The following is a 23,851-nucleotide window of genomic DNA, read 5'->3' as shown; positions in this document are numbered from 1 at the left end:
ACATGGGCTTCGGTCTGTTCGGAAAACTGCCCCAGAAACGCGACTTCATCTCGTTCGGCATTTCCGGAGAGGTGCTGTCGCCGCTGGAGACCTGGCTGCAGACGGCGGTGGCCGCAAGCCGCAGCGAACTCGGGCGCGGCTGGGAGGAGCTTTACCTCGTCGCGCCGATCTGGCGGTTCTGGATCGGCTCGGGGGTGCTGGGGGCGAACTGCGCCGGTGCGATAATGCCTTCCGTCGATGGCATCGGGCGTTTTTTCCCGCTGCTGGCGATTTATATCTGCGAGCCGGGAGAAAGCCTGCCGCCACCCTCCTATGCCCCCCAGGAGAAGTGGTTTTCGGCCGTCGAGGCGCGGCTGCTGGGGGTGCTGGAGGAGGGTGCAGCGCCTGCCGTGGAATCCGTATTGGCCGGCCTGCCCGCGCCGATGCTCGACCGGCTGGTTCCGAATGCGCGCCGCTCCGATTTCAAGGGCGGTCCGTTGTGGCACGCCAGCCAGGACACCGACACACCGAGCTTTCTCGCGGCCCTCTTTGAGGACGATTATCGCCAGGTGGCGCGCGGCAGGAGTTATTGGTGGGCGCCGGGCAATGATGACCGCGGTCCAGTGCTGCATGCGAGGAACGGACTTCCCGATCCATATTTTCATACGCGGATGCTGCGTATCGTGACAGAATGACGTGAACGCTGAGCGCGGGTGAGGAACAGTGAACGATCCCGGCATTCGTCTCGAAAGTTTTGGTCTGAGCCACGCCGGCAAGTTGCGAGAGCTCAACGAGGACCGGCTTCTGATGGCGCCGCGCAGCGGCCTGTGGCTTGTCGCCGACGGAATGGGCGGTCACGACGCCGGCGAGGTGGCCTCATCCTGCATCGTCGAACATCTCGCGACGATCGGCGTCGCCAGTTCGGCGCCCGACCTGCGCGCCCGTTTCGAGGATCGTATCGGCCGCGCCAATGCCCGGATATGGTCGATCGCCCAGGCGCGCGGTGGCGGCACGATCGGGTCGACGGTCGCCGCGCTGCTCACCTTCGAGCGGCAGTTCGCCTGCATCTGGATGGGCGACAGCCGCGTCTATCTCGTCCGCGGCGGGGCGATCAGCCAGCTTTCGCACGACCATACCGAGGTTCAGGAACTGCTGGACCGTGGCGTCATCACCGCGGATGAGGCGCGCCATTGGCCGCGCCGCAACGTGATTACGCGCGCCGTCGGCGTCGAAGACGAGATCGCGCTCGACATAGAACTCGGCCAGATACGTCTCGGCGACATCTTCGTGCTTGGTACCGACGGGTTGACCGCGCATGCCAGCGACGCGGATATCCTCGCGGCAGTCAGCGCGGACGAGCCCGAAGCCGCCTGCCACGCGCTTCTCGGCAAGGTGCTGGAGCGTGGCGGCACCGACAATGTGACGATCATCGTCGTCAAGTGCCGCAAGGCGGCGGCCGCGCAAGACGAAGACCGCACTGTCGTCCCAGGCGGCGAGGTGGATTGGCGCCATGCCGGCTGACGAAAAGACCATGCTGATGGCGCTGCCGGAGAGCGTGGCGGTCGGCACGCAGCTCAGCGGCACCTACGAGCTGGACGAGCGCATCGCCGCCGGCGGCATGGGCGAGGTGTTTCGCGGCCACAACATCCAGACCGGCGATCCGGTGGCGATCAAGATCGTGCTGCCGGAATTCGCCCGCGACGCGATGATCCTCTCGCTGTTCCGCAAGGAAGCGTCGATCCTCAACCACCTCTCGCACGAGGCGATCGTCCGCTACCACGTCTTCGCCATCGACCAGGCGATCGGCAGGCCCTACCTCGCCATGGAGTTCGTCGACGGCCTGTCGCTGGTTGACATGTTTTCGCATGGTCCGATGGCGCCGGCCGAAGCGCGCGCGCTGCTTGCACGGCTCGCGTCCGGCTTGGCCACGGCGCATGAGGCGGGCATCATCCATCGCGACCTTTCGCCGGACAACATCATCCTGCCGGGCGGCAAGGTCGGCCGCGCGAAGATCATCGATTTCGGCATTGCACGCTCCGCGACGGTCGGCGGCGAGACGCTGCTTGGCGGGGTGTTTGCCGGAAAATACAACTTCGTGTCGCCGGAACAGCTAGGCATGTTCGGCGGCGAGGTCACGGAGCAATCCGACATCTACAGCCTCGGCCTGGTGATGGCGGCGGCGCTTCGCGGAGCGCCGCTCGACATGAGCGGCAGCCAGGTCGAGGTGATCGAGAAACGCCGTGTCGTTCCCGACCTTTCCGCCATCGATCCAAGCCTGCGTGCCATTCTGGAGGCCATGCTGCAGCCGGACCCGCGCAACCGGCCGAGGGATATGGCAGAGCTTGGAGAGCTTGTTGCGTCGACCCGCGAGCCGAAGCGTACGCTCGAACCGACCGTGACGACCCCCGTCCCGCCCATGGCAGCCACCGTTCGTGTAGGTTTGCCAGCGGAAATTCCGTCGCTCACCCGGGCCGGCCAGGCGCCGGAGGCTGTTGCTGCTGCGATTGCACCGACGGCGATCGAGCCGCCGAGCGAAAGCCCGTTCGGCCCTTATCTCGGCCCGGCGAAGATTGCGATACCCGACCTGCTGCCGCAACCGGCCGCGTCGCCGTCAAGCGACCGCCGGCGCGGGCGGTCTGGCGGCATGATCACGGTCGCGCTCCTGGCGGTGGCGGCAAGTGCTGTGGGCGGGGCATGGTATGGCGGGCTCCTCGACCGCTTCGTCTCCGGGCCAGCGTTGCCGCCGGTCGAGGACAAGGTAAAGCAGCCGGACGAGACGCCCGACACTACAAAGAAGCCTGATACCGATACGGTCAAACCGAAGACTGACGACACGACGGAGAAGAAGTCGGACGAGGTGAAACCTGCCGACGACCAGAAGCCACCGGTCGTGGATGACAGCAAGACGCAGAAGCCGGATACCGCCGACGACAGCCAGAAACAGGACACCGACCAGAACAAGCAGCCGCCGGATATCAAACCCGATATCAAACACGATACGCAGACCGACATCGATGTTGGAGCAGAGCGGCTTGCCTGGCTGAAGGACTATTCGGGCGGCGATTGCTTCTACGCCACAGCGACGTCGGTGAGCGGCGAGAAGACGAACATCGAGGGTTTTGGCGACAGCGTCGACGCCTTCAAGAACCTGCTCAACGACTTCACCGGCCGCTTTCGCACCGAGCCGGAGATCGGCGTGCGTCTGATCAGGCCGAGGCAATGCGCGGTGACCCAGTTCCTGAGCAGGATGGGGCAGGGGGCGGGCGATCCGCCCAACCTGTCGCTGGTGAAATACGAGCTTGTCGACCGCGATCCAATGAGTGGCGAGGTGCAGATACTGCCCGCGCGCCAGACCTATCTGCTGCTGGTCGACCATGACGGGATCGCCCACAATCTCGACCGCATCCTGAAAAAGTCCGGCGACACGGCAAAATTCAGCATCGCGCTTGGCCTCGGCACCGGCAATGACGGTGACAAGAACCCTGTGCCGGAGATTTTGCTCGCCTTTGCTACCTCACAGCCGTTGGACGCGATGAAGATCACCGACCCGGTCCCGGCTTCCGATCTCCTGCCGCGCATCACCAACGAGATCAACGCCAAGCAGATGGATGGTGCCGCAACGGCGCGCTATTTTCGCATTCGCGGGTAGCTACCGCACCACGAACGAGGTGATACCGTAGGCGATCGAGCGGTTGCCGGCGATGATCTCCGTCGCCAGCTTCGAAAAATACTGCTCCGCCGGCATGCCGGGTCGAACCGGGATCGTCCGCAGCGGGCCGTCCGACGCGATGGCGACGAGCAGTTGCACCGAGGACACCGGGCCGGATGTCAGTGTCATCGGCGCCTTGAAAGTCATCAGGGAGGCGCGCTGATCGGTATAGGAGGTGACGAGTTCGGCCTTTCCCTCGTCGTCGACGACCATCAGATAGAGCGTGTCCTTGCGCAGCCCGGAGATCACGCCGGCGAGGTCGTTCCCGCTTTCAATCGTCGATTGGGCGAGCGTCACGCGCAGCGGGAAGTTCGGATACTGCGCAAGGCTCCTGGCGAAAGCCAACGCCCCGCACTGGTCTTTCGACACCGTCTTCGTATCGGTCTTGAGCTTGATGCCGGACAGCCTTTCATATTCGGCGCCGAGCCGGCCGACCGTCTCGGGCGCCGCCGCATAGGCCTGGATCGATGCCTGCGTCGGGCCGATGGTCGCCGGCAGCGCAAGCAAGCAATCGTCGCCCTCATGCATCGACAGGAATTCGGCGACACGCAATGTGCCCGATGTCGGTCCGTCGGTGACCGCGCCATCGGTCAACACGTCTGGCCTCGGCAGCAAGACGGCGACCTGCGCTCCCGTTGCGGCTGGAGGCGGCGCGGACGGAGTGCGGACGACGGCCGTCGGGGCGCGAGCGACGACGGCCGGAGGAACGGACGAGGCCGCTGCGGATGGGTGCGCCGGCGCGACGACGGCCGCTGCGCCGTCCGCCGGTCCGCCGGACGGCGTAGCGACTGGCGCCGCGTCAATGCGCGGGGCGGCGACTGTTGCTCCGCCAGCAGGCGCGATCGTCAGTGGCCCTGTTTGCGCTGACAGGGGAGGCGGGCCGGCGATCGGCTTGTCCGAATGGACCGTCACCGTCGCCCTGCCGGCGGCAACCGCGTGTGAAGCAGGTTCAAGGGAAGTGGCGGCCTCTACAGCCCTGGGGGCTTCAGGCGCGATTTGCGGAGTGGCGGAAGGGAGCGGCTTCGCAGTTTCGACAGTTGCGGCCGCAATGGCGCTCGCGCCTGTATTGCCGGTAGCAATCAGCGGAGTGGCTGACTCAGTGGAAGCCACGGCTTCCGCCGGTTCCGAGACTTCTGGCGCCATTTGTGAAATGGCGGTGGGGAGCGGGGTTGCGGTCTCGACACTCGCGGCCGCGACACGCTCGGCGCTTGCCGATGCCGGCAATTCCGCGGGCGGCGGCTGAGGCACGGCTGACACGGTGGTGAGAGAGGGTTGGACGGGCGTGGACGCATCCGGACTGTTCGGGGCGTCCGCGTCGGGTTTTGCGACGGCTTCCGCCGTCTGCGTCGTTGCCTTGGTTTCCGCCAGCGCCTGGACAGGATTCGACGGCACAGCGTCCAGAGTGGTTTCAGTGGCGGCAGGCGCGGCTTTCGCCTGCTCGCTGGGCTGCATGACTGTGGCCGATGTGGACGCGGGCTCGACGTCGGCCGACACCTTTGCGGCCTGCATGCCGCTCGGCTGCGGGCGGATTGCCTCGGTCACGGCGCCAGTGTCCTTCGCTGCCAGCGTCGAAGCCGGAGGCTGGACGACAATCGCCGGTCGCTCCACTTCGATCACCGCTACGTTTTCCGGCACGGCAATTTGCTGCGCCCCGCCGGCGGCGAGCGTGGCGATGTCGATTTCGGTGCGGCTGGGTCTCCTGGTCTCCGGCATCGGCATCGCATAGAGCGCCATGCCGATCGCACCGTGCAGTGCGATCGAGCCGGCGACGGCGATGACCCAGAAACTGATCGGCGAAGCGGCGCTCATGGCGTTGCCGCGCCGGACCCGGCCGGCTCTCGCAAGGTGACGACCTGCAGCCCAAACCCGGCGGCGCGCAAGGTCTCGGCGATGTTGAGGAAACCGGCGGCCGTCATGTCGCGCTGCGCCAGCAGGTTGAGCGGCGTGTCGGCGCTGCCCGTCGCCTCGATTGCCGCGCGGGCTGCGTCGACAAGGCCGTCCCGCGAAATGGCCCGGCCGTCAAGGAATAGGGACCCATCGCTTTCAATCAGCAGCAAGGGACGCGGCAACCGTTCCAGCGGCAGGTTGCGGGTGAAGGGAATGGTCGACTGTTTTTCCTCGGGGTTGATCAGGCTGCCGGTGGTCAGGAAAAACAGCAGGAGCAGGAAGACGATGTTGATCATCGCAAGCGTAAAATCGTTGTGCCGCCTCGGCGCAGGATCCGGAATGAACTTCACGGCTGCGCGCTCCGCCGGCCGAGCACGGTCACGCTGGCGATCTCGGCGTCCTTGCTGGCCTCCAGTACCGTCACGACATCCTGGACGGTCGCAGCCGCCGTCGGCGTCAGCAGTATGGAGGTGATGCCCTGCGCTTTCAGCTCTTTCAGCCTGTTCGAAAAGTCCGCGATAGGCACGCTCTCGCCGCCGATCGTCACACGCCCGGCCAGGATGCGGACGGCGATGGGCGGCGTGGCATTTTCGGCCGCTGGTGCGGTGGGTTCACCACTATCCGCCGCCAGTGGCCCGAGCGGCAGCAGCGAATAGGGTACGATCTGCGACGAGACCATGAAGAAGATGACGAGCAGGAAGATCACGTCGATCAGCGACGTCAGCACGAAGGAAGGGCGCCGGCGCCGGACATGTTTCGGCAGGATCGTGTCCGTGCGATCGGCCAAAAGCCTATCCTCCAAGCGAAGCCGGCACGGTTGCCCGCGGCAGGCCGTAGGAAATCTCGGCGACCGGTTCCACCTCGGTCGGCTCGATCGGCGCGATGCTGAACAGCGTCTTGGCGATCGCCGCCTCCATGTAGGAACGCTCGTGGTCGACGCGCGCCTCGAACCACATCGACAGGAAATACACCGGGATCGCCACCGAAAGCCCGGCGGCCGTGGTGATCAGCGCCACCCATATGCCTCCCGCCAGCGCCGAGGGATCGATAGCGCCGCCCTTGGCCGACAATTCGCCGAAGGCCGATATCATGCCGATGACTGTGCCGAGCAGGCCGAGCATGGGAGCCGCCTGTGCGACGGTTTCCAGGAAGCGCAGGGACTTCGACATGGTGTTGAGATGATTGAGCGCGATATGGGCTGCGACCTCGCGCGCCCGGTCGCGGTCGGCCGGATAATTGAGCAGCGACACCATAGCGCCAGCCACTGCCGCCGAGGCTGGCGAGCGGTCGGCACGCGCGCGGCGCACGGCGTCGTCGAAGTCGCCCCTCGCCCAGCGTGCGAGCGCGTCCTCGGTGCCACTGGCCCGGCCGACGCCCATGCGCGCGAATTGCAGTGCCTTGAAGATCGAGATGGCAATGGCCGCGATCGAAATCAGCAGCAGCGCGACCAGGACCGGGCCGCCGGACGACGACAATTGTTCGGTCAGCACCTTGATCATGCTGTGCGCCCGATGCCGGCGTTTTCGGCTCGAATGGAACTCACAGGCCGAACTCGATCTTGGCGCGGGTCGTGGTCGTCAGCGCGTCGATGCAGACGTCGGAAGCCTTGCCGTCGACGGAGCATTCGGCAATGTCGTTGACCAGCAGGCGCGAGATCGTATCGCAGGCTTGGCCCGGCAGGTCGAACTGTACCACCTTGGTCTTGCCGACCGGCAGCCGTCCGAACTGGAAGGTGAGCGATTTGCCGACCTTGCCGGCCGCGTCGAAGGTCACCACGTCGTAGGATGTCTTGTCCAACAGGACCCCGGTCTTGTTGACGGCTACGAAGACCAGCCGGCAGGCGCTGTCCACGTTCGTGGCGTCGTTGAGTTCGATCGAGATTGCCTTTTCCTGAGACCACCCCGCCGATGGGATGGAAAACGCCAGCGCCGCTGTCAACATCGCGACCGACCACGCCGATGTCCATGCCATTGATTTTCTTCCCGCCATTCTGTTCGCCTTTCGCTTGAGCCCGCTCGCGAAATTAATCGGTCGCATGGATTAGTCCAGCATCGCGCGCCTGATGATCGCTGGAAAGCCAAGCTCGAACAGATAGAAGATTAGACGGCGGTCCATGTCAAAAAAAAGTCCGGTCGATTGGATATTGCTGCGGTGGCTTGTAGGGTTGCCCGGTGTTGCTGCGAGGCTGCTGGTGGAACGGGGTTACGCGCGGAAGGCAAACTGGATGGCGGCACCCTTCCTTGCCGTTCTCCTGACCCTGTTTCTGAGCAGCGGAGCGCGGGCCGAATTCACCGTGTGCAACCAGACGCTCGATGTCGTCAACCTGGCGGTGGGACAGGAGGTGCGGGAGCAGACCGAAGCCTTCTGGCAGACGGAAGGCTGGTGGACGGTCGGCGCCAACCAGTGCGTCAATGTCATCCGCGACGAACTGACGAACCGCTATATCTACATCTACGCGACGGATGTGTTCGGCCAGCCCTTGCTCAACGGCTCGACCTCGATGTGCATCGGCACGCGCCGCTTCGTCATCCGCGGCGACAAGGATTGCTGGACACGCGGCCACAAGGCGGCGCCGTTCTTCGAGGTCGACACGCAGAAGACCGAGCGCTGGACGCTTTTCCTCGGGACGGGCGGGCTGCAATGACGGCATCGTCCGCTTCCGGCGCCTAGTCTCGCCATGCACACTCTCGACTCCAGTTTTCGCAAGAAGAAGGAGGCGGCCGTCGCGAGGCGGCGGAGACTGCGCCTGATCAAGCTGGGCGGTGTGGCGGGAGTGTTCGTGGCGGCCTCGGTCGCGCTCGGCATCTATTTCACCGCCGACAAATGGACAATCGAGGGGCTGGACAATGATCTGGTCGAGGTCGACACCGGGGAGACCGACGCCGACGTGCCGGTCTTTGTGCCGGCTATCGTCGACCTTGCCGGCGATCCGATGACCATCAGCATCGGCAGCGATCCGTCGCAAATGCCGCGCGTCAAGAAAGTCCCAAAGCCGGCCGACCTGCTGGAACAGGGCATCCCGGATACGATCGAGGTTCTGTCGGACGTCATGCTGTCGAGTAGTGAAAGGCTGATGACCACGATCCCCTCCAGCCCGGAGGACTTTGCGTTCTTCCAGGCGCAGCGGACGGTGCATGTGCCGGCCGATCCGGCCGCTGGCGTGCCACCAGCCGATGCCTCCGGAGGGTCTGCTGCCCCGGAACCATCCGAGCCGACGCCGGATGTCGAGACACCGGCGGACGAGGTGGCCTTCTCCGATCCGGCAGCCGGCTGGGGCGAGACGATCAGCGACGGCGAGGAGAACCTTCCGGCTTTCAAGAAAAACCGTATCGAAAACAACACGATGGTCGCGACGGTGACGCCGGAGAGCCAGCGAGCCGCCGCCACCGAGGATTTCGTCGACAAGGTGCTCGGCGCCCGCACGCTGGACAGCCTCGTGCTCGAACATCATTTCGGCGCCGACGACGCGAAACTCGCCGGCGAAGCCCTGAAAGCCCTGTTCGGCAAGGAACAACTGGAAGCCGGCTATGTCGTCGCCATGCGTGGTTTGAAGACCGGCGCCAAGGCCGACAGCCTTACGCTGATGCAGGTCTCGGTCTATGCCGACGCGCAATATATCGGCACGCTGGCGCGTGGCGACGACGGTAAGTTCGTGGCGGGCACGGACCCCTGGGTACGCGAGGACCTGCTGCATTACTCGGGCGTGGATCAGCAGGCCGGGCTGCAACGCCAATACCGGCTGCTCGACGCAATCTATTCGACTGCCATCCGCAACAATGTGCCCACCAGCGTGATCGGCGAGGCGATCATGTTCCTGTCGCGCGGACAGGATCTGAACGCCTTCGCCACCCAGGGCGACCGGCTGCTGCTTGTCTATTCGGCGAACGGCCGCGCCACCGATGGCTCGTCCGGCCGCGTGCTCTACGCAGCGGTGCGCGGCGACCAGAAGAACATCGAGTGTTTCGTCTTCCGGCCGTCGGGATCGGACGATTTCGCCTGCGTCACCGAGGAGGATCAGGTCTACTCGCTTACCGTGACCAACGGCATGGTAACGCCGGTGAACGGGGTGATGACCTCGACCTTCGGGCCTCGAAAACATCCGATCCTCGGCACGGTGCGCGTGCACAAGGGGGTCGATTGGGCAGCGCCCGTCGGAACGCCGGTCTTTGCCGCTTTTGACGGCACAATCGCCTATTTCGGCGACGGTGAGGGCTACGGCAACGTCGTGCGCATCACGCATTCCGGCGGACGCGAGACGCGTTATGCGCATCTTTCCAAATTCGCCGCCAATCTGGCGTCCGGCATGGCGGTCAAGGCCGGTGACGTCATCGGCTATGTCGGCACGACGGGGCTTTCCACCGGGCCGCACCTGCATTTCGAACTCTATGCGGGGGCCGAGGCGATCAACCCATTGGAAACGCCGGCAATTGCGGTGGCTGCCGGCACCGGCGACGCGGCGGTGGAATTGCTGGTCGACCGCATCATCCGGGTCGAGAGCGGCGGCAGCGCCACCGCCAAGAATCCGCTGTCGTCGGCGACCGGCCTCGGCCAGTTCATCGACAGCACCTGGATCCGCATGATCAACACCTATCGTCCTGATTTGGCTCGTTCTTTGTCGCGGGCGGAGGTGCTGGCGCTGCGCTTCGACCCGACCATTTCGCGCGAAATGGTGCGGCGCTTGGCGCAAGAAGGCGAGGCTTATCTGCGCGCCCGCGGGCACGAAATCACGGCGGGACGGCTCTATCTCTGCCATTTCCTGGGCATGGAGGGGGCAAATACGGTGCTTTCGGCCAGCGAGGACCAGGAACTTGTGGTGGTGCTCGGCCAATCTGTGATCTCCGCCAATCCGTTCCTGACCGGCAGGACGGTGAGTTATGTCAAGGCCTGGGCGGAGGCGAAGATGCGCGGCAAGGGCGCGCCGGCGGCTTCCACGCCGGCTCCGCCGGTGGTGCAGACCAGGAATATAGCGAAATCCTCGCCGGAATTCATTGCCTACAAGACTGCAATTACAGCACTTTTGGCCGCGATTGCCGCGGCGGACCAGACGTGAGCCTTTTCGCCCGGCAAAGGATTCCGGTATTTCACGCATGTGCTTCGGCGAGGCGAGGGCGCGCTTTCCTATCCTCAATCGAACGGCAGCGTGGAACCAGGTCATGCTTGCAAAATCGAGCCAGCTCAATGGGATAGCAGGCGCACAGCACGATTCCGGCGTCACAAGCATGACCACACCCCCTCACAGGCATGACATTGCCGTGCAAAAATGCCGTTTCGGCCTTCCCGCGCGGGGCGTTTTCGATCGACAAGCCGGACCTGCGGGTCAGGGCAAGAAATAGGAAAATAATCCTTGACGGCGTGACGCCGGTCTGGCATGATTCTGCTACCGTCCAAAAACTGCGGCTGTGGGAGTAGCCGCCCAGCATCGAGAGGAACCTGCCAGGTGTCCGCCCTGTTTTGTCATTTCGTCGAAAGCCGAACGCTCAAGGTGTCCGGAACGTCCACCCCGCCCTGCCGAAGTCGATCGGACCGGTGCCGACGCCGGTGCGCAGCAAATGGAGGTGCCCGCTGACTTCGAAGCCGGTGGCGTCGCGAGGGCCGATCATCGACATTTCCTGCGTGGGCGTCATGTCCCAGCCCCAGACCTGGGAATCCCAGATGGTGACACGTTTCTCGGTCACGACGGCGATGGAGACGATGGCGCGCCACTTGGTCGTGCCTTGGGCGGCAGTCGGCGCGTTGCGGCTGGAATAATCGTAGAAGCGCTTGCGCCGGTTCGGGTCGGCCTGGATCTCGGGGGCGGTCCAGTAGAAGGGCAGGTCGTCGTCCGGCGTGCAGGCGTCGACGCAGAATGGGTTGGGGTTCGGGCCGATCGGCTGGTTGTGGCGGTAGACGGTTTGGACGAAGGACAGTTGCTTGCCGCGCTCGCCGTCGCGCTCGACGATCATCTCGGCGCCGTCGCTCTTCAGCGTCAGGCTGGTCGACACCGCGGTCCAGGGAATCGGGATCATCAATGTGTCGCCGGGCTGGATGAGTTCCGGCTTCTTGCGCTTGGCGACAAGGCCGGAGTTCTTGGGATCGTCCCAGATCTTCTTCCAGTCCTTGCCCTGGTAGCCATAGGCGACGGCGAGATCCCAAAGCGTGTCGCCGCGCTTGATCTTGTAGTCCTCGTGAAACATTTCACCCTCCGCTCAGGCGATTCAGGAGCCCTGACGGTCGCATGCTATCCGCCCGGTCAGGGCTCCCGACCGGTGGATGCCGACGATGTCGGCCTGTTCTCGATGTCGCGAGCGGTCAGTTCTCGCCGAGCAGTTTTGCTTTCCCGCTCTTCAGATCGATCTCGACCGATTGGCTCTTGCCGACCACGATCGAGACGGTGCCCGGCGCCGTCACCTCGACATATCGGATGACCGGGAAACCCGTGTGTGGCGCGCCTACCTGTTTTACGACGTCGACCGCCCATAATTCGGTGCCGGCGCTGTCGCGCGCCGCTAGCACCGTGCCGTTCGGCTCAACGGAAACCGTGATGCCGGAGGCCGTATCCGTCGCGGAAAGCACGGCTTCCGGATAGGAATGAAGGGAGGCGTGCTCGCCGCCGCTTGCTTTGCTCATGATGATGCCTCCATTGAGATCGATGCCTGCCAGCACTGCAAGCAATGCCGAGCAGAGCGCCGTGATCGCGATCCAATATCTCATCCCAGTCGCTCCCATTCCGAAGCGCCCTTCCAGCAGGCCTGAACTCGTTCGGCACTTCCGAAGGCAAGTATCATCGTCGTCCCGGCGCCACCGCCCGGACCATACCGGCCTCAACGTACGAAACTTTGTCCGGAGCCGGGTGTCGTCACCCGACCTCGTAGGCGAAGGCTCCGTCCTTGATGTCGACGGCGGCGCGCGAAATCTCCAGCTTTTCCATCGCACGGTTGAGGAAATGCCGGGACAGTTCGGGCAGGAGCGTGTTGGTGATGATGTTATCGATCATGCGTCCGCCCGAATCCGGGTCCCTGCATTGCGATACGATATGCTCGACCACGGCATCCGTGTAGGTGAACTCTGCGTCGTGGTTTTCTTCTATCCGCTTTTTTATCCGATTGAGTTGTAACCGAACGATGCCGCCCAGCATGTCTCCGGATAACGGAAAATAAGGAATTGTAACCAGGCGGCCGAGCAGGGCCGGCGGGAAGACTTGCAGCAGCGACGGCCGCAGCGCCTGGTTCAGCATTTCCGGGTCGGGCCGCGTCTTTCCCTCCTCGGCCATCTGCATGATCACCTCCGTGCCGACATTCGACGTCAGGATGATCAGCGTGTTCTTGAAGTCGATGCGCCGCCCGGTGCCGTCCTCCATCTGGCCCTTGTCGAAGACCTGGAAGAACAGTTCATGCACGTCCGGATGCGCCTTCTCGACCTCGTCGAGCAGGACCACGCTGTAGGGTTTTCGCCGCACCGCTTCGGTCAGCCGCCCGCCTTCGCCGTATCCGACATAGCCGGGAGGCGCGCCCTTCAGCGCGGAAACGGTGTGCGCCTCCTGGAATTCGCTCATGTTGATGGTGATCATGTTCTGCTCGCCGCCATAGAGCGACTCGGCCAGCGCCAGCGCGGTCTCGGTCTTGCCGACGCCGGAGGGGCCGCAGAGCATGAACACGCCGATCGGCTTGTTCGGATTGTCGAGTTTCGCGCGGTTGGTCTCGATACGTTTGGCGATCATCGAAAGCCCGTGCGATTGGCCGACGACGCGCCGTCCCATGATCTCGGCGAGTTGCAGGATCGTCTGCACCTCGTCCTTGACCATGCGCCCGACCGGAATGCCGGTCCAGTCGGAGACGACCGACGCCACCGCTTGCTCGTCGACATGCGCGTAGATCATGCGGCTGTCCGGGTGGATTTCATCGAGCTGCGAAAGTTTTCCGCCGAGTTCCGCCTTCGGATCGGCAGGCTGAGCGGCGGAGGAATCGTCGTTCGCGGCGACAGCCTCCGCGTTATCGTTAGCGGTCGTGCCATGGACCGAATCAGCCGCGGGATCCGATGCTTTCGCGAGCTTGGCCCGTAACTGCATGATCTCGTCGACGATGCCTTTTTCGCGGACGAAATGCGCATCGAGATCGGCGAGCTTCGTCTCGGTCTCCTTGATCTCTTCCTTCAGTTCCTCGATGCGCTCGGCATCGTTGCGGCCAAGTTCGGCTTCGCGTTCCTGCGCGACGAGTTCCTTGCGCAGGGACTCGATCGACGCCTTCATGTCGGAGACGGCGGCCGGCGTCGTCGATTGGCTGATGGCGACGCGCGCGCAGGCGGTGTCGAGCAGGCTGACCGCCTTGTCCGGAAGCTGGCGGGCCGGGATGTAGCGCGCCGACAGCGACACCGCCGCGACCACTGCCTCGTCGGAGATGCGCACGCCGTGATGCTTTTCCATCGGCTCCAGAATGCCGCGCAGCATGTAGGTGCATTTCTCGATCGACGGTTCGTCGACATTCACCGGCTGGAAGCGCCGTGTCAGCGCCGGGTCCTTCTCGAAATACTGGCGGTATTCCGCCCAGGTGGTCGCGCCGATGGTGCGCAGCGTGCCCCGCGCCAGCGCCGGCTTGAGCAGGTTCGCGGCATCGCCTGTGCCTTGCGCGCCGCCCGCGCCGATCAGCGTGTGTGCCTCGTCGATGAACAGGATGACCGGCGTCGGCGATGCCTGCACCTCGTCGATGACCGAGCGCAGGCGCTGCTCGAATTCACCCTTCATGGAGGCGCCGGCCTGCATCAGGCCGATGTCGAGCGCGCAGAGCCGAACGCCCTTGAGTTGGGGCGGCACGTCGCCATCCGCCAATCTCTGGGCAAATCCCTCGACTACAGCCGTCTTGCCAACGCCGGCCTCGCCGGTGAGGATCGGGTTGTTCTGCCGGCGGCGCATCAAGACGTCGATGATCTGCCGGATCTCGTCGTCGCGTCCGACCACGGGGTCCATCTTGCCGGCGGCGGCGGCCGCCGTCATGTCTACGGAGAAGCGGTCGAGCGCCGTGGTGCCGCGCGAAGCCGGCGTGTCGCCAGCGGGCGCGCCGGCCGGCCGCGCGGAGAGGCCCGAGCTGTCCATTGGCCGGAGATTCTCCTCGTCCGACTGCCCCCAGATTTTTCGCGATTCGGCGGCGATGATGTCGTCGTTGAGCTGGCTGAGCTGTGCCGAAAGCTGTTGCAGGGCACGGCGCAACTCGCGCGATTTTAGGATGCCGATGAGGAGGTGGCCGGTTCTTATCTGGGTCTCGCCGAAGAACAGGGTGGCGTAATACCAGCCGCGGTCGAGGCTGTCGGTGATCTGGGTCGAGATGCCGGGCATCTCGGTTTCCTGCTTGCGGAAACCGTCGATGGTCGAGGCGAGGTCCTTGAGCAGCTTCGCCTTGTCGAGCTTGAAATGATCGACCGTTAGCGAGATGTCGGAGCGGTCGTTGGCGAGGATGTGATGCATCCAGTGCGCCAGTTCGAGGTTGCGGTTTCCGGCGCCCTTCGCTTGCCGCAAGGCCTGCATGAACGCGTCGTAGCCGACCCGGTTGAGTTTGCCGGTCACCGTTTCAAGGCTGATGTCGCTCACTGGCGTCCTCCCGTTTCAAGCAGGCCCTATCTATGTCCGCGCGGCTGCCCTGGCTTCTCTGGCGATCGTCTCGCGCCGCCGCTCCATCGGATCGAAGCGCGCATCGCTCAGATAGATTTTTTCGCCTTCGGGCGGCTTTTTTGGTGCCATCCACGAGGTCCAGCCGAGCTCACCGGAGACGCCGAGGCGGACCGGCGGCGCCAGGGCCGCGTCAAGGCCCAATTCTACGTCGAAATCGAAGCGGTGACCAAGATAATAGAAAACGAGATCGGTCAGGATCTCGGAAAGCTCGCCGGCCGGAAGCAGTCTTTTGTACTGTTCGAGGTTCGTGGCCGTTATCTTTATTCGGACCTTGTCGTTGATCGAATAGGCGCGCACACCGAGCGCGGCATCGACACCGAGGCCGGAGTGGCGGGAGCCCAGCGCCATCTGGTCGGAGGGTTCGAAGACGAGCCAACTGCCGATGCGCTCCTCGATCTCCGCCTTGACCTGCAATATGCTTTCGACCAGTTGCCGCAGCCTGACCGCGCTCTTGATGCGCGAACCGGTGAGGCCGGCGAACGACACTTTTGCGATGTCCTCGACCGAATCCCGGTCGAGGAAAGCTTCCGTTCCGACACCTGTGAAGGAGCCGACATAATTGAAGAAACGGTCGTCTTCCGGCCGGTCCGCATGGGCGATCGGGCGCGCGTCGGCCCACACTCGGAAGAACAGTTGCAGGAAGCGGTTGGAGATGATGTCGGTGAAATGCACATAGGACTGGTCGCGCTGCGACGACCAGTGGTGCGCCTCGACGGTCGTGCTGAGCGGCAGAGCGCCTTGCGGGCCGAAATAGCCGAGGAAGCGGGTGCGCACCTTCGGCGGGCCGTTTGGAGCGTCTTCATAGCCGCTGAGGTTGGAGGCCGGAAATTCGAGGAAGGGATCCTGGCCGAGGCTGACGATCTCTTCCGCAAGCACCCGGTTCTCGCCGATGCGCGGCTTGTCCGGGCTCGACCGCTCGAACTCGCGCATCGTCGAGAAGAAGTCGAAGCCGTAGGGATCGGCGCGGAGATCGTCGCGATAGCTCATAGCGTTTCGCCATTGCCGGCGCGGGGCGGCCAGCGCTTGACGATGCCGCGCTGCGCGGACTCGATCACCGTCTCGGTGAAACTGTTGATCGAGGTGTATTCGGCGAAGAAACGGTCGAGTACGGCGCCGAGCAGCATGATGCCGTTGCCCTCGAAGGCGCGTTCGTCGAACTTGACGGTGATTTCAACGCCGCGCGCCGCGTTGAAGCCGTTTGCCTGCCGGAGCCGCCTGGTGATCGGCCGGCTCGATACGCCGATCACGCCGCGAATGCGCCGTTCCGTCACCACGTCGGAGAAGTCGGCGAAGAGGCCGAGCAGTTCGCGCAGGCCACCGGCGCGGTCCTGCGGGCCGCGGTCGGTCAGGCCGAGATGGTTGAGCGACAAAAGGTTGATCAGCTTCCATGCAATGGCGCCCGGCGGCGCGCCGGTGCGGTGGCGGCGTTCGGCGGCAAGCACGGATTCGCGTGGCGCCGTCGGGCCGGCCAGGCAGCGCAGCGGCAGCGACGTGTCGTCGGCCAGATGGAAATCGGTGCCGGCTTCGCCGACCGGCAACTGTTCGGTGAGATGCCGGTTGGAGACAAGCGCCCGGACGCTGAGTTCGCGCACCCTGTCTTTCTCGTCGATCTTCACGGGCTCGCGGAGTGACAAAAAGACTTCCGAGCCGACATAGCTGGTGCGCGCGCCGATGCGCTGTTCCTGGACGGTCTCGCGGCGGGGCAAGCGGCGTGTCGTGTGGAAAAGCGCTTCTGCGAGCGGCGTGTTGTCGGTCGGCAGGCTATAGAGCGGGAAGGTGCGCACCTTTTCGCTGCTGCCGCTGTAGTGGGCGAAGACGTCGAGCACGCGGTAGATCTCGTAGTCCATCCAGCGGCTGCGGTCGGCCACGACATGATGCTCGGCCTCGTTGCGGCGGATCGGAACGCGGCTGCACTGCATCTCGAACAGGTTGGCAATGGTCGCCGTATAGAGCGAGAAGCTGCGCGGCTTCACCACCGAGGCGAGGCGCGGGATCGAGGCGTCGAATTCGAACAGCAGGTCGAAAGCGTGCGCCTTGACCTGGCCGAGCGCCTTGCGCAGGCCTTCGAGGCGGAAGCCGAGGAATTTCTGCGGGAAGGCGAAGAAATCGCGCAGCAGCGAGAAGCCGGCAAACACCCGGCCATGCTGGCCGAACAGCGACTCGCCTTCCTCGAAGCCGATCTGCTGGATGAGGTCTGAAGGCAGCGGCACGAAACGCGGGTCGCCGAACTCGTCGAGATAGCGCAGCGTGGCGCGCCGGCAGTTGGCGAAGATCTGTTCATAGAGCGCGACGGAATCGACCTCGGTGCCGACCAGATGGACGGGAAGCATGTCGATGGGGAGGGCGCTGACCGGGGCGCCGGGCGGCGTGACACCCGGCCGGTCGTCGGTGAGTTTTGTCGTCCTGCGGCGGAAACCCAGCCGCAGGCCTGCGGCGATGCCAGGCAGGATTTCAAGGCCGAGCGCCTGCAAGGGCGGCGGCGCGGCGAAATACTGCGCGGTTTCCAGATGCAGCGGCCAGATGGTCAGCGCGTTGCACAGCCGGAAGCGGCAGGAGATGCGCTTCTGCTGCTCGACATAGACAGCGTCGACATAGGCGCCGGCGGGGAAATTGATGCCGTCCTTGAGGTTGCCATCGTCGAAGGCCGGCGCCACCTCGACGAGCGCGGCGGACGGGATCGGCGCGAGATAATCCGGCATCACCTGGTCGAGCAGGGCGGCCGTGAACTCGGGGAACTCGCTCTTGATCTTGAGCTGCACGCGCGCCGCCATGAACGCGGCGCCTTCCAGCAGGCCGGCGATGCCGGGGTCCATCTTGTCCTCGATCAGCCCGCCGAGGCGGCGCGCCACGCCGGGATATTCTTCGGCGAACTGTCTCGACTTCTCGTAGAGCTGCTTGAGTTCGAGCTGGTAGAGGTCGAGGAAGTCGCGATTCATGCTGTTTTAGCCCGGCAACCGGGTCAGGTTGACCTTGCCCGAGCTGATCTCCAGTTCGGCGACGAAATTCACCGCGACGTCGACCGGCGTGCAGAACATCTCGCCGGAGACGGTGAACTGCACCCGCTGATCGACCTCGTTGTGGCGGATTTCCTTGTCGACGCTGATCGTCTCGGAGATCAGCCGCGGCTCATAGGTGGTCAGCACATGCGCAAGCTGGGCACGAATGCCGTCGACGCCGACCTCCTCGCTAGTCAGGTGGGTGATGTCGGGAAGGCCGTAGTTCAGGACGGAATCGCGGACATAGTTCAGCCCGTCGAGCGGAACCGTGGACGCCATGTTGATGGTGTTGAGCAAGGCGACGAGATCGATCGACAGGTCGCGCTTCAACGCCGGCTCGTCGCTGCGCCGCTGCCGCGAGTTGCGGCCCTCGATGATGCGCTCGCCGTCGACGACGCGGACGGCGTTCTCCTTGGCGTCCCGGGCCTCGAAGGCTTCGCGGAAGGCCGACATCAGGGGCGCCTGATAGTGCGCCTCGTTCCTGGGTTTTCGCATACCGTTCATCCCTGAGGGCAGACGGCTTCAAAGACGGGTTGAAAACAGCGTCTCATGGCCAAAATGGCAACTGCCGGCCCTGGCGAGCCGGCAGTTTCGCCCATCGAAGGCAATCGTAACAGTCGCGCGAGGCGATGTGGCTGAAGAGCCCTATGCCTGCGTGTTCTGGGCGATGTCGAAAGCAAAGTCGTCGCTCGCCTCGAGGCCGCCGCTTTTCGACTGCTGATTGTACTTCTGTTTGAACTTCTTGAAGTTCAGCGTGACGTTTTCGGTCGTACGGTCTTCGCCGCCGCTGCCGCCCGTCGAAACGCTGGTGACGATCACGTCTTCCATCTTGATCTCAAGATACACGAACGGCTTGCCGCCGGCCTTGCGCGCCTTGAACTCGACGACGTCATAGTGTTCGCCGGTGCACATCTTGCCCCAGAGCTTGGGGGAGACGATGTCGGTGTACTTGGTGAAGGAAAAATCCTGCAAGCTCACCTTGCCGCCGCCCATGCCGCCGCCCTGGCTGGCTGTGCCGCTCTGCGAACCGCCGAGCGACCACGCCAGGACGTCGATCCAGGCCGGAAATTCCTTGTCCTGGCCTTCGCCCTTGAGCGTGCCGATCTTGATAAACATGTCTTGCGCCATAGCAGTCCTCCTGACAGTTAAAACAGCGCATTAGCTGCTGTTCGTTGTTGTGAGTGCTCTGAATCCCGGCAAAGGATTCGCTGTCATCCCGCCTTTGCGGGTAGCCGCGAAACCAGACTCATGCCGATATCCATGCCTTCCAGTTGGAAATGCGGGCGTAGGTAGAAACGTGCCCCGTAGAATCCGGGGTTCTCCGCATCTTCGAAAACGTCCACGCGGGCTGCCGCGAGCGGCTTGCGCGCTTTCGTTATGTTCGACGAATTCGCAGGGTCGGCGTCGACGTACAGGTTGATCCAGCTTTGCAGCCAGCGCTCCAGTTCCAGACGCTCCTTCGTTTCGCCGATCTGATCGCGCACCATGCATTTGAGGTAGTGGCTGAAGCGCGATATCGCGAACATGTAGGGGATACGGGCCGACAGATTGTCGGCGGCCGTGGCCTCTTCCTTGTCGTATTTCTTGGGCCGGTACAGCGACTGGGCGCCGATGAAGGCCGCCTTGTCGGTGTTCTTGCGGTGGATCAGCGGCAGCAGGCCGGACTTCGAGAGTTCGTTCTCGCGCCGGTCGCTGATCGCGATTTCCGTCGGGCATTTGAGGTCGACGCCGCCGTCGTCCGTCGGGAAGGTGTGGGTCGGAAGGTTGATGACCTCGCCGCCCGACTGCACGCCGCGGATGCGGACAGTCCAGCCATATTCCTTGTAGGCCCGGTTGATGTTGGCTGCCATCGCATAGGCGGCATTCATCCAGGAATACTTGTGGCCGGTATGGCCGTCGGTCTGTTCCTCGAAATTGAACTCCTCGACCGGTAGCGACTTCGCACCGTAGGGCTGGCGGGCCAGAACGCGCGGCATGCACAGGCCGACATAACGCGAGTTTTCCGAATCGCGCAGCGACTTCCAGGCCGCATAGTCGGGCGTGTCGAAGATCTTGCTCAAGTCGCGCGGGTTGGTGAGCTCCGTCCACGAATCCATGCCCATCAGGCCGGGAGCGGCGCCCGAGATCATCGGTGCATGCGCTGCCGCGGCGATCTTGCCGAGGTCCCGGAGCAGCCGGATGTCGACCGCCGAATGGTCGAAATGGTAGTCGCCGACCAGGGCGCCATAGGGATGTCCGCCGAGCTGGCCGAATTCCTGCTCGTACACAGCCTTGAACAGCGGGCTCTGGTCCCACTTCGCATCCGGATAGAGGCGCAGGTCGCGATACAGTTCCTGCTTCGAGACGTTGAGCACGCGCAGTTTCAGGCTGGCGTCCGTCTCGGAATTGTAGACGATGTAGTGGAGGCCGCGCCACGCGCTTTCGATCTGCTGGAAAGTGTCGTTGTGCAGGATCTCGTTGACCTGCTCCGACAGCTTCTCGTCCAGACGCGCGATCATCTCGTCGATCGTGTCCAGCACGTCGTCCTTGATCAGGCTGGTGTCGGCCAGCGCCTGCTGGACCAGCGTGTTGACGGCGTTCTCGACTTCCGTCGCAGCGCGTTCGCTGCGCGGCTTGAAGCTCTGTTTCAACAGAGCCGAGAAATCCTCGGTTTCTTGAACCGCAGGTCCGCCACTTGGGGCTTTTTCGAGTGTAGGTTCGGTCGCCACGTGTCTTGCCTCCGCTATGTTTCGCTGCCTTGCGACAAACGCTAAGCGTTGTCCTCGCTCTCGGCAGGCGGATTGGCCGCAACGGCGGCATCGCGGCGCTCTTTCAGCGCCTTCATGAGCTCCGGATCGGCGAGCAGTTTCTTGAGCTGGTCCTCGGCTGCCACCTTACCGTCCATGTAACGCTGGAGATTGGCAAGTTGCTCGCGGGCTTCAAGAAGGGCTCTCAGCGCAGGCACCTGCCTCGCAATCGCGCCGGGGGTGAAGTCTTCCATGCGCTTGAATGTGAGGCTGACGCCGAGCTGTTCCTTGCCGTCGCCGGAGAGCTTGTTCGGCGTACGGAAGGTCACGGCCGGCTCGACGCTCGCCATGTAGTCCTCGAAATTGTCCATGTCGACATTGGCGAATTTCCGCTCCGCCATCGGCGCTTTCGTGACTTTCGAAGCGTTGCCCGAAAGATCAGACAGTATTCCCATCACAAAAGGCAGTTCGACCTGCTTTTCGGCGTTGTAGGGATCCTCATACGAGATTTGAACACGAGGAGGACGATTGCGTTTGATGAATTTCTGACCGCTGTCCGACATCGTTCAGTTCCTCTTTATGCGGCATGGAACACGAAGTTGCCGCGGCTTGTCAAACTCTTTCACTGCCGATTCCTCGCTCATCATGTGGCCTTTTTGGGCATCAGGTCAGCGATAATCGACTGGAAGTTCTGGCTGGTGAATCGCTCCGCCCGACCCAGAACCATAGGTATCGGGCTCGACGGCTCGACGTTGCGGAAGAAGGCCGCGACCCCGGTCAGCAGCGCCACCGCCTGGGGCCGGGTGTCAGCCTTGAATTCGGGAAGAGCGTCGGTGTCCTGCACGGCTTCTTCGGTGGTCGCCGCATAATCTTCGGTGATCGCCCGCATCTTGGTCATGTTGAATTCGAAACCGACGGAGGAATCGACGACGATCGAGGCATATTCCGCGTGGTCGGGCAGGAGCGCTTCGAGCGCCGCCACCAGCGGCTTGCCGACGAGCAGCCGCGCCTGATGAACGAGGATCAATGCTGGCGAGGAAGGTTCCGAGCGGCCAAAATATTGCTCCGCCGCCAGGAGCGCCGCCGCCGCCGCCGCATGATCGGCGATGGTGATCGCATCGGCGCGCGCGGGGGCCTTGCCGGTCGTGGCGGCAGCGGAACCATCTTGTGCTCCGGCGTCACCTTCCACGCCGGCGGCTGGCAACTCTTCGGGCTCCGCACCAGCGCCGCCAAGATCGGGGCGGGCGCTCTCGATGAATTTCAACAACTGGTCGAGCACGCCGCTCAACAGTTCGAAGTTCGGCGAATATTCGTAATTGGTTCCCTGGTCGAAAGAGGATTGGATCGAAGCGATCGCAATGCGGGCAGCCGATATCGAGGCGTGAACGGCATCGATCCCGGCGCGATGGCCTTCGCTGCGCAGTGTCTCGATGATCTGGTTGATGTCGAGGCTGAGTTCTTCCTCGCGCGCCGCCGCCGTACCCATCGCGACCGCATGGTTGCGCAGGCTGATCGGCCCGGCCCGCTGGTCGCGTACGATCGGCGCGTATTGCAGCGGCAGGATCACCGTCGTGCGGTCTTCGAGCACGCCGATGGTGTTCTGCCTGAGCGTGAAATCGCCTTCGTAGCCGCGGGGGTGGACGTCGTCCCAGTGTTTTTCGAGCAGGGCCGCAATTGCCTGAAGGCACTCGGAAAAGCCGTTCAACTGACCCGCCAGCGCCTGGAAGCGGGCTTCGAGCGTTAGAAGCCTGAGGTCGCGGGACTGTTCGAGGAATTCGCCGATCGATTTGGTTTCGGCCTTGAGGTCGATGGTGGCGCGATCGAAGGGTACGCCCGTCTCGGCGTCGAGATAACGGCTCGGCATCCGGTTGTCGGCGCCGAGCATGTAGTTGAGATACTTGTCGTCGCCAACCTCATCGAGATCCGGGCCGCAAGGCTCGGTCTCTGAGACGGGGTTGAGAAGACTGTCGAATTGCATCGCGGGTTTCGATCTCAATACCGGCGCCCATCAAACGGAGCGCCTGTACTGACCATACCGTGCGTTGCGTTTCCGCTTCGTGTCGCTGCTTCGATATCGCGGTTACTGAATCTTGATTCTCATCTCGACGCGGCGGTTGACCGGGTCATAGGGGTCGGCGACGCGCGGGTTCTTCTCGCCCAGGCCCACCGCCTCCACCTTGTCCCGGCTGATGCCGTTGGCGAGCAGGAACGCAGTCACCGACTGGGCGCGCCGCGCTGACAATTCGTCATTGTAGAGCTCTGCGCCGGAAGCGTCGGTATACCCTTCGACGACGAAGGTGGCCGCACGCAGGCGATCGTCCTTCAGGGCCTTGGCGAATTCGTTCAGGTTTTCGCGCGCCTGCCGGGTGAGGTCGGCCGAGTTGAGATCGAAGTTGATCAGCATGTCCAGACCGGTCGGCGCCGGCTGGTCCTTGTTGCATTCATCCATGGTGCCGATGCAGATACCCCGTTTGGCACCCAGATCGGCGGTGTCGCCGAAATATTTTACAATCTGGTCCGACGTCATTTGCGGACCGGCGGCAGCGACGCCTAATCCGCAGAAGCTTGTGACGGCGAGGACCGATGCGAACATTGCCTTGCGCATAGCACCTAGACCTCTTTTAACGAATACAGGTTGGAATGATGAACGAAAATGATAGGAGCGGCGGAACATTGTGTCAATGAAACTGAGACCGTGACTTGTCGGCGACGCTTTTCCGCGTCGTTCCTTCCGCCGATTGTTGAACAGTTTGGCTAGCTTATAGAAGATCGGTTTGGATACGATTCGCCGTCGGTGAGACATAGGCTGGAAAAGAAACAGCCATATGGTCCATGCTGCGCGTGCCTTTTTCTGCATCCGTCGGCCGGGAGGAAGCGCTGGGAAACCGGTGCTCCGGCTTCAAGGAGATTTCGTTGC

At 63.6% G+C, this 23,851-nt stretch carries 21 protein-coding genes; 5 read left to right on the top strand and 16 right to left on the bottom strand.

The genetic code is table 11. The features are described 5' to 3' along the window. The first annotated feature begins 2 nt into the window (after nt 1–2). From tagF to ACH196_RS12100, 3 genes are read left to right on the top strand one after another with little or no spacing between them, the layout of a single operon-like run. On the top strand, nt 3–674 hold the full coding sequence (tagF, locus tag ACH196_RS12110; protein ID WP_396647151.1) for a type VI secretion system-associated protein TagF: 672 nt from the start codon (nt 3–5) through the stop codon (nt 672–674). Nucleotides 675–702: 28 nt separating this feature from the next. Then, complete coding sequence (locus ACH196_RS12105; RefSeq protein ID WP_396647150.1) at nt 703–1,500, top strand: PP2C family protein-serine/threonine phosphatase; 798 nt, start codon at nt 703–705, stop codon at nt 1,498–1,500. Next, nucleotides 1,490–3,628, top strand: a complete 2,139-nt coding sequence (locus ACH196_RS12100) for a protein kinase (RefSeq protein ID WP_396647149.1) — start codon at nt 1,490–1,492, stop codon at nt 3,626–3,628. The genes ACH196_RS12105 and ACH196_RS12100 overlap by 11 nt, the downstream gene beginning before the upstream one ends. On the opposite strand, the gene ACH196_RS12095 is transcribed toward ACH196_RS12100, so the two are convergent. The 5 genes from ACH196_RS12095 to ACH196_RS12075 are packed head-to-tail and all read right to left on the bottom strand — an operon-like array spanning nt 3,629 to nt 7,546. After that, on the bottom strand, nt 3,629–5,497 hold the full coding sequence (locus tag ACH196_RS12095) for a hypothetical protein (RefSeq protein WP_396647148.1): 1,869 nt from the start codon (nt 5,495–5,497) through the stop codon (nt 3,629–3,631). After that, nucleotides 5,494–5,925, bottom strand: coding sequence for a biopolymer transporter ExbD (locus ACH196_RS12090; protein WP_396647147.1), 432 nt, complete (start codon nt 5,923–5,925; stop codon nt 5,494–5,496). Before ACH196_RS12090 ends, ACH196_RS12095 begins: the two co-directional genes overlap by 4 nt. Continuing rightward, nucleotides 5,922–6,362 (bottom strand): ExbD/TolR family protein, encoded by a 441-nt coding sequence (locus ACH196_RS12085; protein ID WP_396647146.1) that lies wholly within the window; start codon nt 6,360–6,362, stop codon nt 5,922–5,924. Before ACH196_RS12085 ends, ACH196_RS12090 begins: the two co-directional genes overlap by 4 nt. A gap of 4 nt (nt 6,363–6,366) precedes the next feature. Beyond that, nucleotides 6,367–7,074 carry a MotA/TolQ/ExbB proton channel family protein gene (locus ACH196_RS12080; protein ID WP_396647145.1) on the bottom strand — a complete coding sequence of 236 codons (708 nt, stop codon included), beginning with the start codon at nt 7,072–7,074 and terminating at the stop codon, nt 6,367–6,369. Nucleotides 7,075–7,114: 40 nt separating this feature from the next. Next, the gene (locus tag ACH196_RS12075) at nt 7,115–7,546 is read right to left on the bottom strand and encodes a hypothetical protein (RefSeq protein WP_396647144.1); all 432 of its coding nucleotides are present in this window, start codon (nt 7,544–7,546) and stop codon (nt 7,115–7,117) included. A 253-nt stretch (nt 7,547–7,799) separates the two neighbouring features. Here ACH196_RS12075 and ACH196_RS12070 point away from each other — a divergent pair, with 253 nt between their 5' ends. Together ACH196_RS12070 and ACH196_RS12065 are read left to right on the top strand one after the other, a co-directional pair. Then, nucleotides 7,800–8,219, top strand: a complete 420-nt coding sequence (locus ACH196_RS12070) for a DUF1036 domain-containing protein (RefSeq protein WP_396647143.1) — start codon at nt 7,800–7,802, stop codon at nt 8,217–8,219. Nucleotides 8,220–8,252: 33 nt separating this feature from the next. Continuing rightward, the gene (locus tag ACH196_RS12065; protein WP_396647142.1) at nt 8,253–10,625 is read left to right on the top strand and encodes a peptidoglycan DD-metalloendopeptidase family protein; all 2,373 of its coding nucleotides are present in this window, start codon (nt 8,253–8,255) and stop codon (nt 10,623–10,625) included. A 427-nt stretch (nt 10,626–11,052) separates the two neighbouring features. Here ACH196_RS12065 and ACH196_RS12060 read toward each other — a convergent pair whose 3' ends face one another. The 11 genes from ACH196_RS12060 to ACH196_RS12010 form a co-directional block, all read right to left on the bottom strand. Then, nucleotides 11,053–11,748: a LysM peptidoglycan-binding domain-containing protein gene (locus ACH196_RS12060; RefSeq protein ID WP_396647141.1), complete on the bottom strand. Its 696-nt coding sequence runs from the start codon at nt 11,746–11,748 to the stop codon at nt 11,053–11,055. A 115-nt stretch (nt 11,749–11,863) separates the two neighbouring features. Further along, nucleotides 11,864–12,265, bottom strand: a complete 402-nt coding sequence (locus ACH196_RS12055) for a hypothetical protein (RefSeq protein ID WP_396647140.1) — start codon at nt 12,263–12,265, stop codon at nt 11,864–11,866. A gap of 145 nt (nt 12,266–12,410) precedes the next feature. Then, a complete protein-coding gene (gene tssH, locus ACH196_RS12050; protein WP_396647139.1) occupies nt 12,411–15,131 on the bottom strand; it encodes a type VI secretion system ATPase TssH in 2,721 nt (906 codons plus the stop codon). A gap of 30 nt (nt 15,132–15,161) precedes the next feature. Next, complete coding sequence (gene tssG, locus ACH196_RS12045; RefSeq protein ID WP_396647138.1) at nt 15,162–16,199, bottom strand: type VI secretion system baseplate subunit TssG; 1,038 nt, start codon at nt 16,197–16,199, stop codon at nt 15,162–15,164. Next, the gene (gene tssF, locus ACH196_RS12040) at nt 16,196–18,148 is read right to left on the bottom strand and encodes a type VI secretion system baseplate subunit TssF (RefSeq protein ID WP_396647137.1); all 1,953 of its coding nucleotides are present in this window, start codon (nt 18,146–18,148) and stop codon (nt 16,196–16,198) included. Before tssF ends, tssG begins: the two co-directional genes overlap by 4 nt. Before the next feature lie 6 nt (nt 18,149–18,154). Next, entirely contained in the window at nt 18,155–18,703 is a 549-nt protein-coding gene (gene tssE / locus ACH196_RS12035; protein WP_396647136.1) for a type VI secretion system baseplate subunit TssE, read from the bottom strand. A 150-nt stretch (nt 18,704–18,853) separates the two neighbouring features. Beyond that, the gene (locus tag ACH196_RS12030; RefSeq protein WP_349005430.1) at nt 18,854–19,336 is read right to left on the bottom strand and encodes a type VI secretion system tube protein Hcp; all 483 of its coding nucleotides are present in this window, start codon (nt 19,334–19,336) and stop codon (nt 18,854–18,856) included. Nucleotides 19,337–19,419: 83 nt separating this feature from the next. Then, nucleotides 19,420–20,916, bottom strand: coding sequence for a type VI secretion system contractile sheath large subunit (gene tssC / locus ACH196_RS12025; RefSeq protein ID WP_396647135.1), 1,497 nt, complete (start codon nt 20,914–20,916; stop codon nt 19,420–19,422). A gap of 41 nt (nt 20,917–20,957) precedes the next feature. After that, nucleotides 20,958–21,497: a type VI secretion system contractile sheath small subunit gene (tssB, locus tag ACH196_RS12020; protein WP_396647134.1), complete on the bottom strand. Its 540-nt coding sequence runs from the start codon at nt 21,495–21,497 to the stop codon at nt 20,958–20,960. An 80-nt stretch (nt 21,498–21,577) separates the two neighbouring features. Further along, a complete protein-coding gene (locus ACH196_RS12015) occupies nt 21,578–22,912 on the bottom strand; it encodes an ImpA family type VI secretion system protein (protein ID WP_396647133.1) in 1,335 nt (444 codons plus the stop codon). Nucleotides 22,913–23,014: 102 nt separating this feature from the next. Continuing rightward, the gene (locus tag ACH196_RS12010; protein ID WP_396647132.1) at nt 23,015–23,791 is read right to left on the bottom strand and encodes an OmpA family protein; all 777 of its coding nucleotides are present in this window, start codon (nt 23,789–23,791) and stop codon (nt 23,015–23,017) included. Nucleotides 23,792–23,851 lie beyond the last annotated feature (60 nt).

Source organism: Mesorhizobium sp. IMUNJ 23232 (assembly GCF_044326205.1).
GTDB lineage: Bacteria > Pseudomonadota > Alphaproteobacteria > Rhizobiales > Rhizobiaceae > Kumtagia.
The sequence above is the reverse complement of the archived record's forward strand: the minus strand, read 5'-3'. Positions and strand labels throughout refer to the sequence as shown.

Bases quoted from the DNA above. Each gene is read 5' to 3' on its own strand.
- tagF (WP_396647151.1), top strand. From the start codon at position 3: ATGGGCTTCGGTCTGTTCGGAAAACTGCCCCAGAAACGCGACTTCATC.
- ACH196_RS12100 (WP_396647149.1), top strand. From the start codon at position 1,490: ATGCCGGCTGACGAAAAGACCATGCTGATGGCGCTGCCGGAGAGCGTG.
- ACH196_RS12095 (WP_396647148.1), bottom strand. From the start codon at position 5,497: ATGAGCGCCGCTTCGCCGATCAGTTTCTGGGTCATCGCCGTCGCCGGC.
- ACH196_RS12080 (WP_396647145.1), bottom strand. From the start codon at position 7,074: ATGATCAAGGTGCTGACCGAACAATTGTCGTCGTCCGGCGGCCCGGTC.
- ACH196_RS12075 (WP_396647144.1), bottom strand. From the start codon at position 7,546: ATGGCATGGACATCGGCGTGGTCGGTCGCGATGTTGACAGCGGCGCTG.
- ACH196_RS12070 (WP_396647143.1), top strand. From the start codon at position 7,800: ATGGCGGCACCCTTCCTTGCCGTTCTCCTGACCCTGTTTCTGAGCAGC.
- ACH196_RS12065 (WP_396647142.1), top strand. From the start codon at position 8,253: ATGCACACTCTCGACTCCAGTTTTCGCAAGAAGAAGGAGGCGGCCGTC.
- ACH196_RS12060 (WP_396647141.1), bottom strand. From the start codon at position 11,748: ATGTTTCACGAGGACTACAAGATCAAGCGCGGCGACACGCTTTGGGAT.
- ACH196_RS12055 (WP_396647140.1), bottom strand. From the start codon at position 12,265: ATGAGATATTGGATCGCGATCACGGCGCTCTGCTCGGCATTGCTTGCA.
- tssG (WP_396647138.1), bottom strand. From the start codon at position 16,199: ATGAGCTATCGCGACGATCTCCGCGCCGATCCCTACGGCTTCGACTTC.
- tssF (WP_396647137.1), bottom strand. From the start codon at position 18,148: ATGAATCGCGACTTCCTCGACCTCTACCAGCTCGAACTCAAGCAGCTC.
- tssE (WP_396647136.1), bottom strand. From the start codon at position 18,703: ATGCGAAAACCCAGGAACGAGGCGCACTATCAGGCGCCCCTGATGTCG.
- ACH196_RS12030 (WP_349005430.1), bottom strand. From the start codon at position 19,336: ATGGCGCAAGACATGTTTATCAAGATCGGCACGCTCAAGGGCGAAGGC.
- tssB (WP_396647134.1), bottom strand. From the start codon at position 21,497: ATGTCGGACAGCGGTCAGAAATTCATCAAACGCAATCGTCCTCCTCGT.
- ACH196_RS12015 (WP_396647133.1), bottom strand. From the start codon at position 22,912: ATGCAATTCGACAGTCTTCTCAACCCCGTCTCAGAGACCGAGCCTTGC.
- ACH196_RS12010 (WP_396647132.1), bottom strand. From the start codon at position 23,791: ATGCAGAAAAAGGCACGCGCAGCATGGACCATATGGCTGTTTCTTTTC.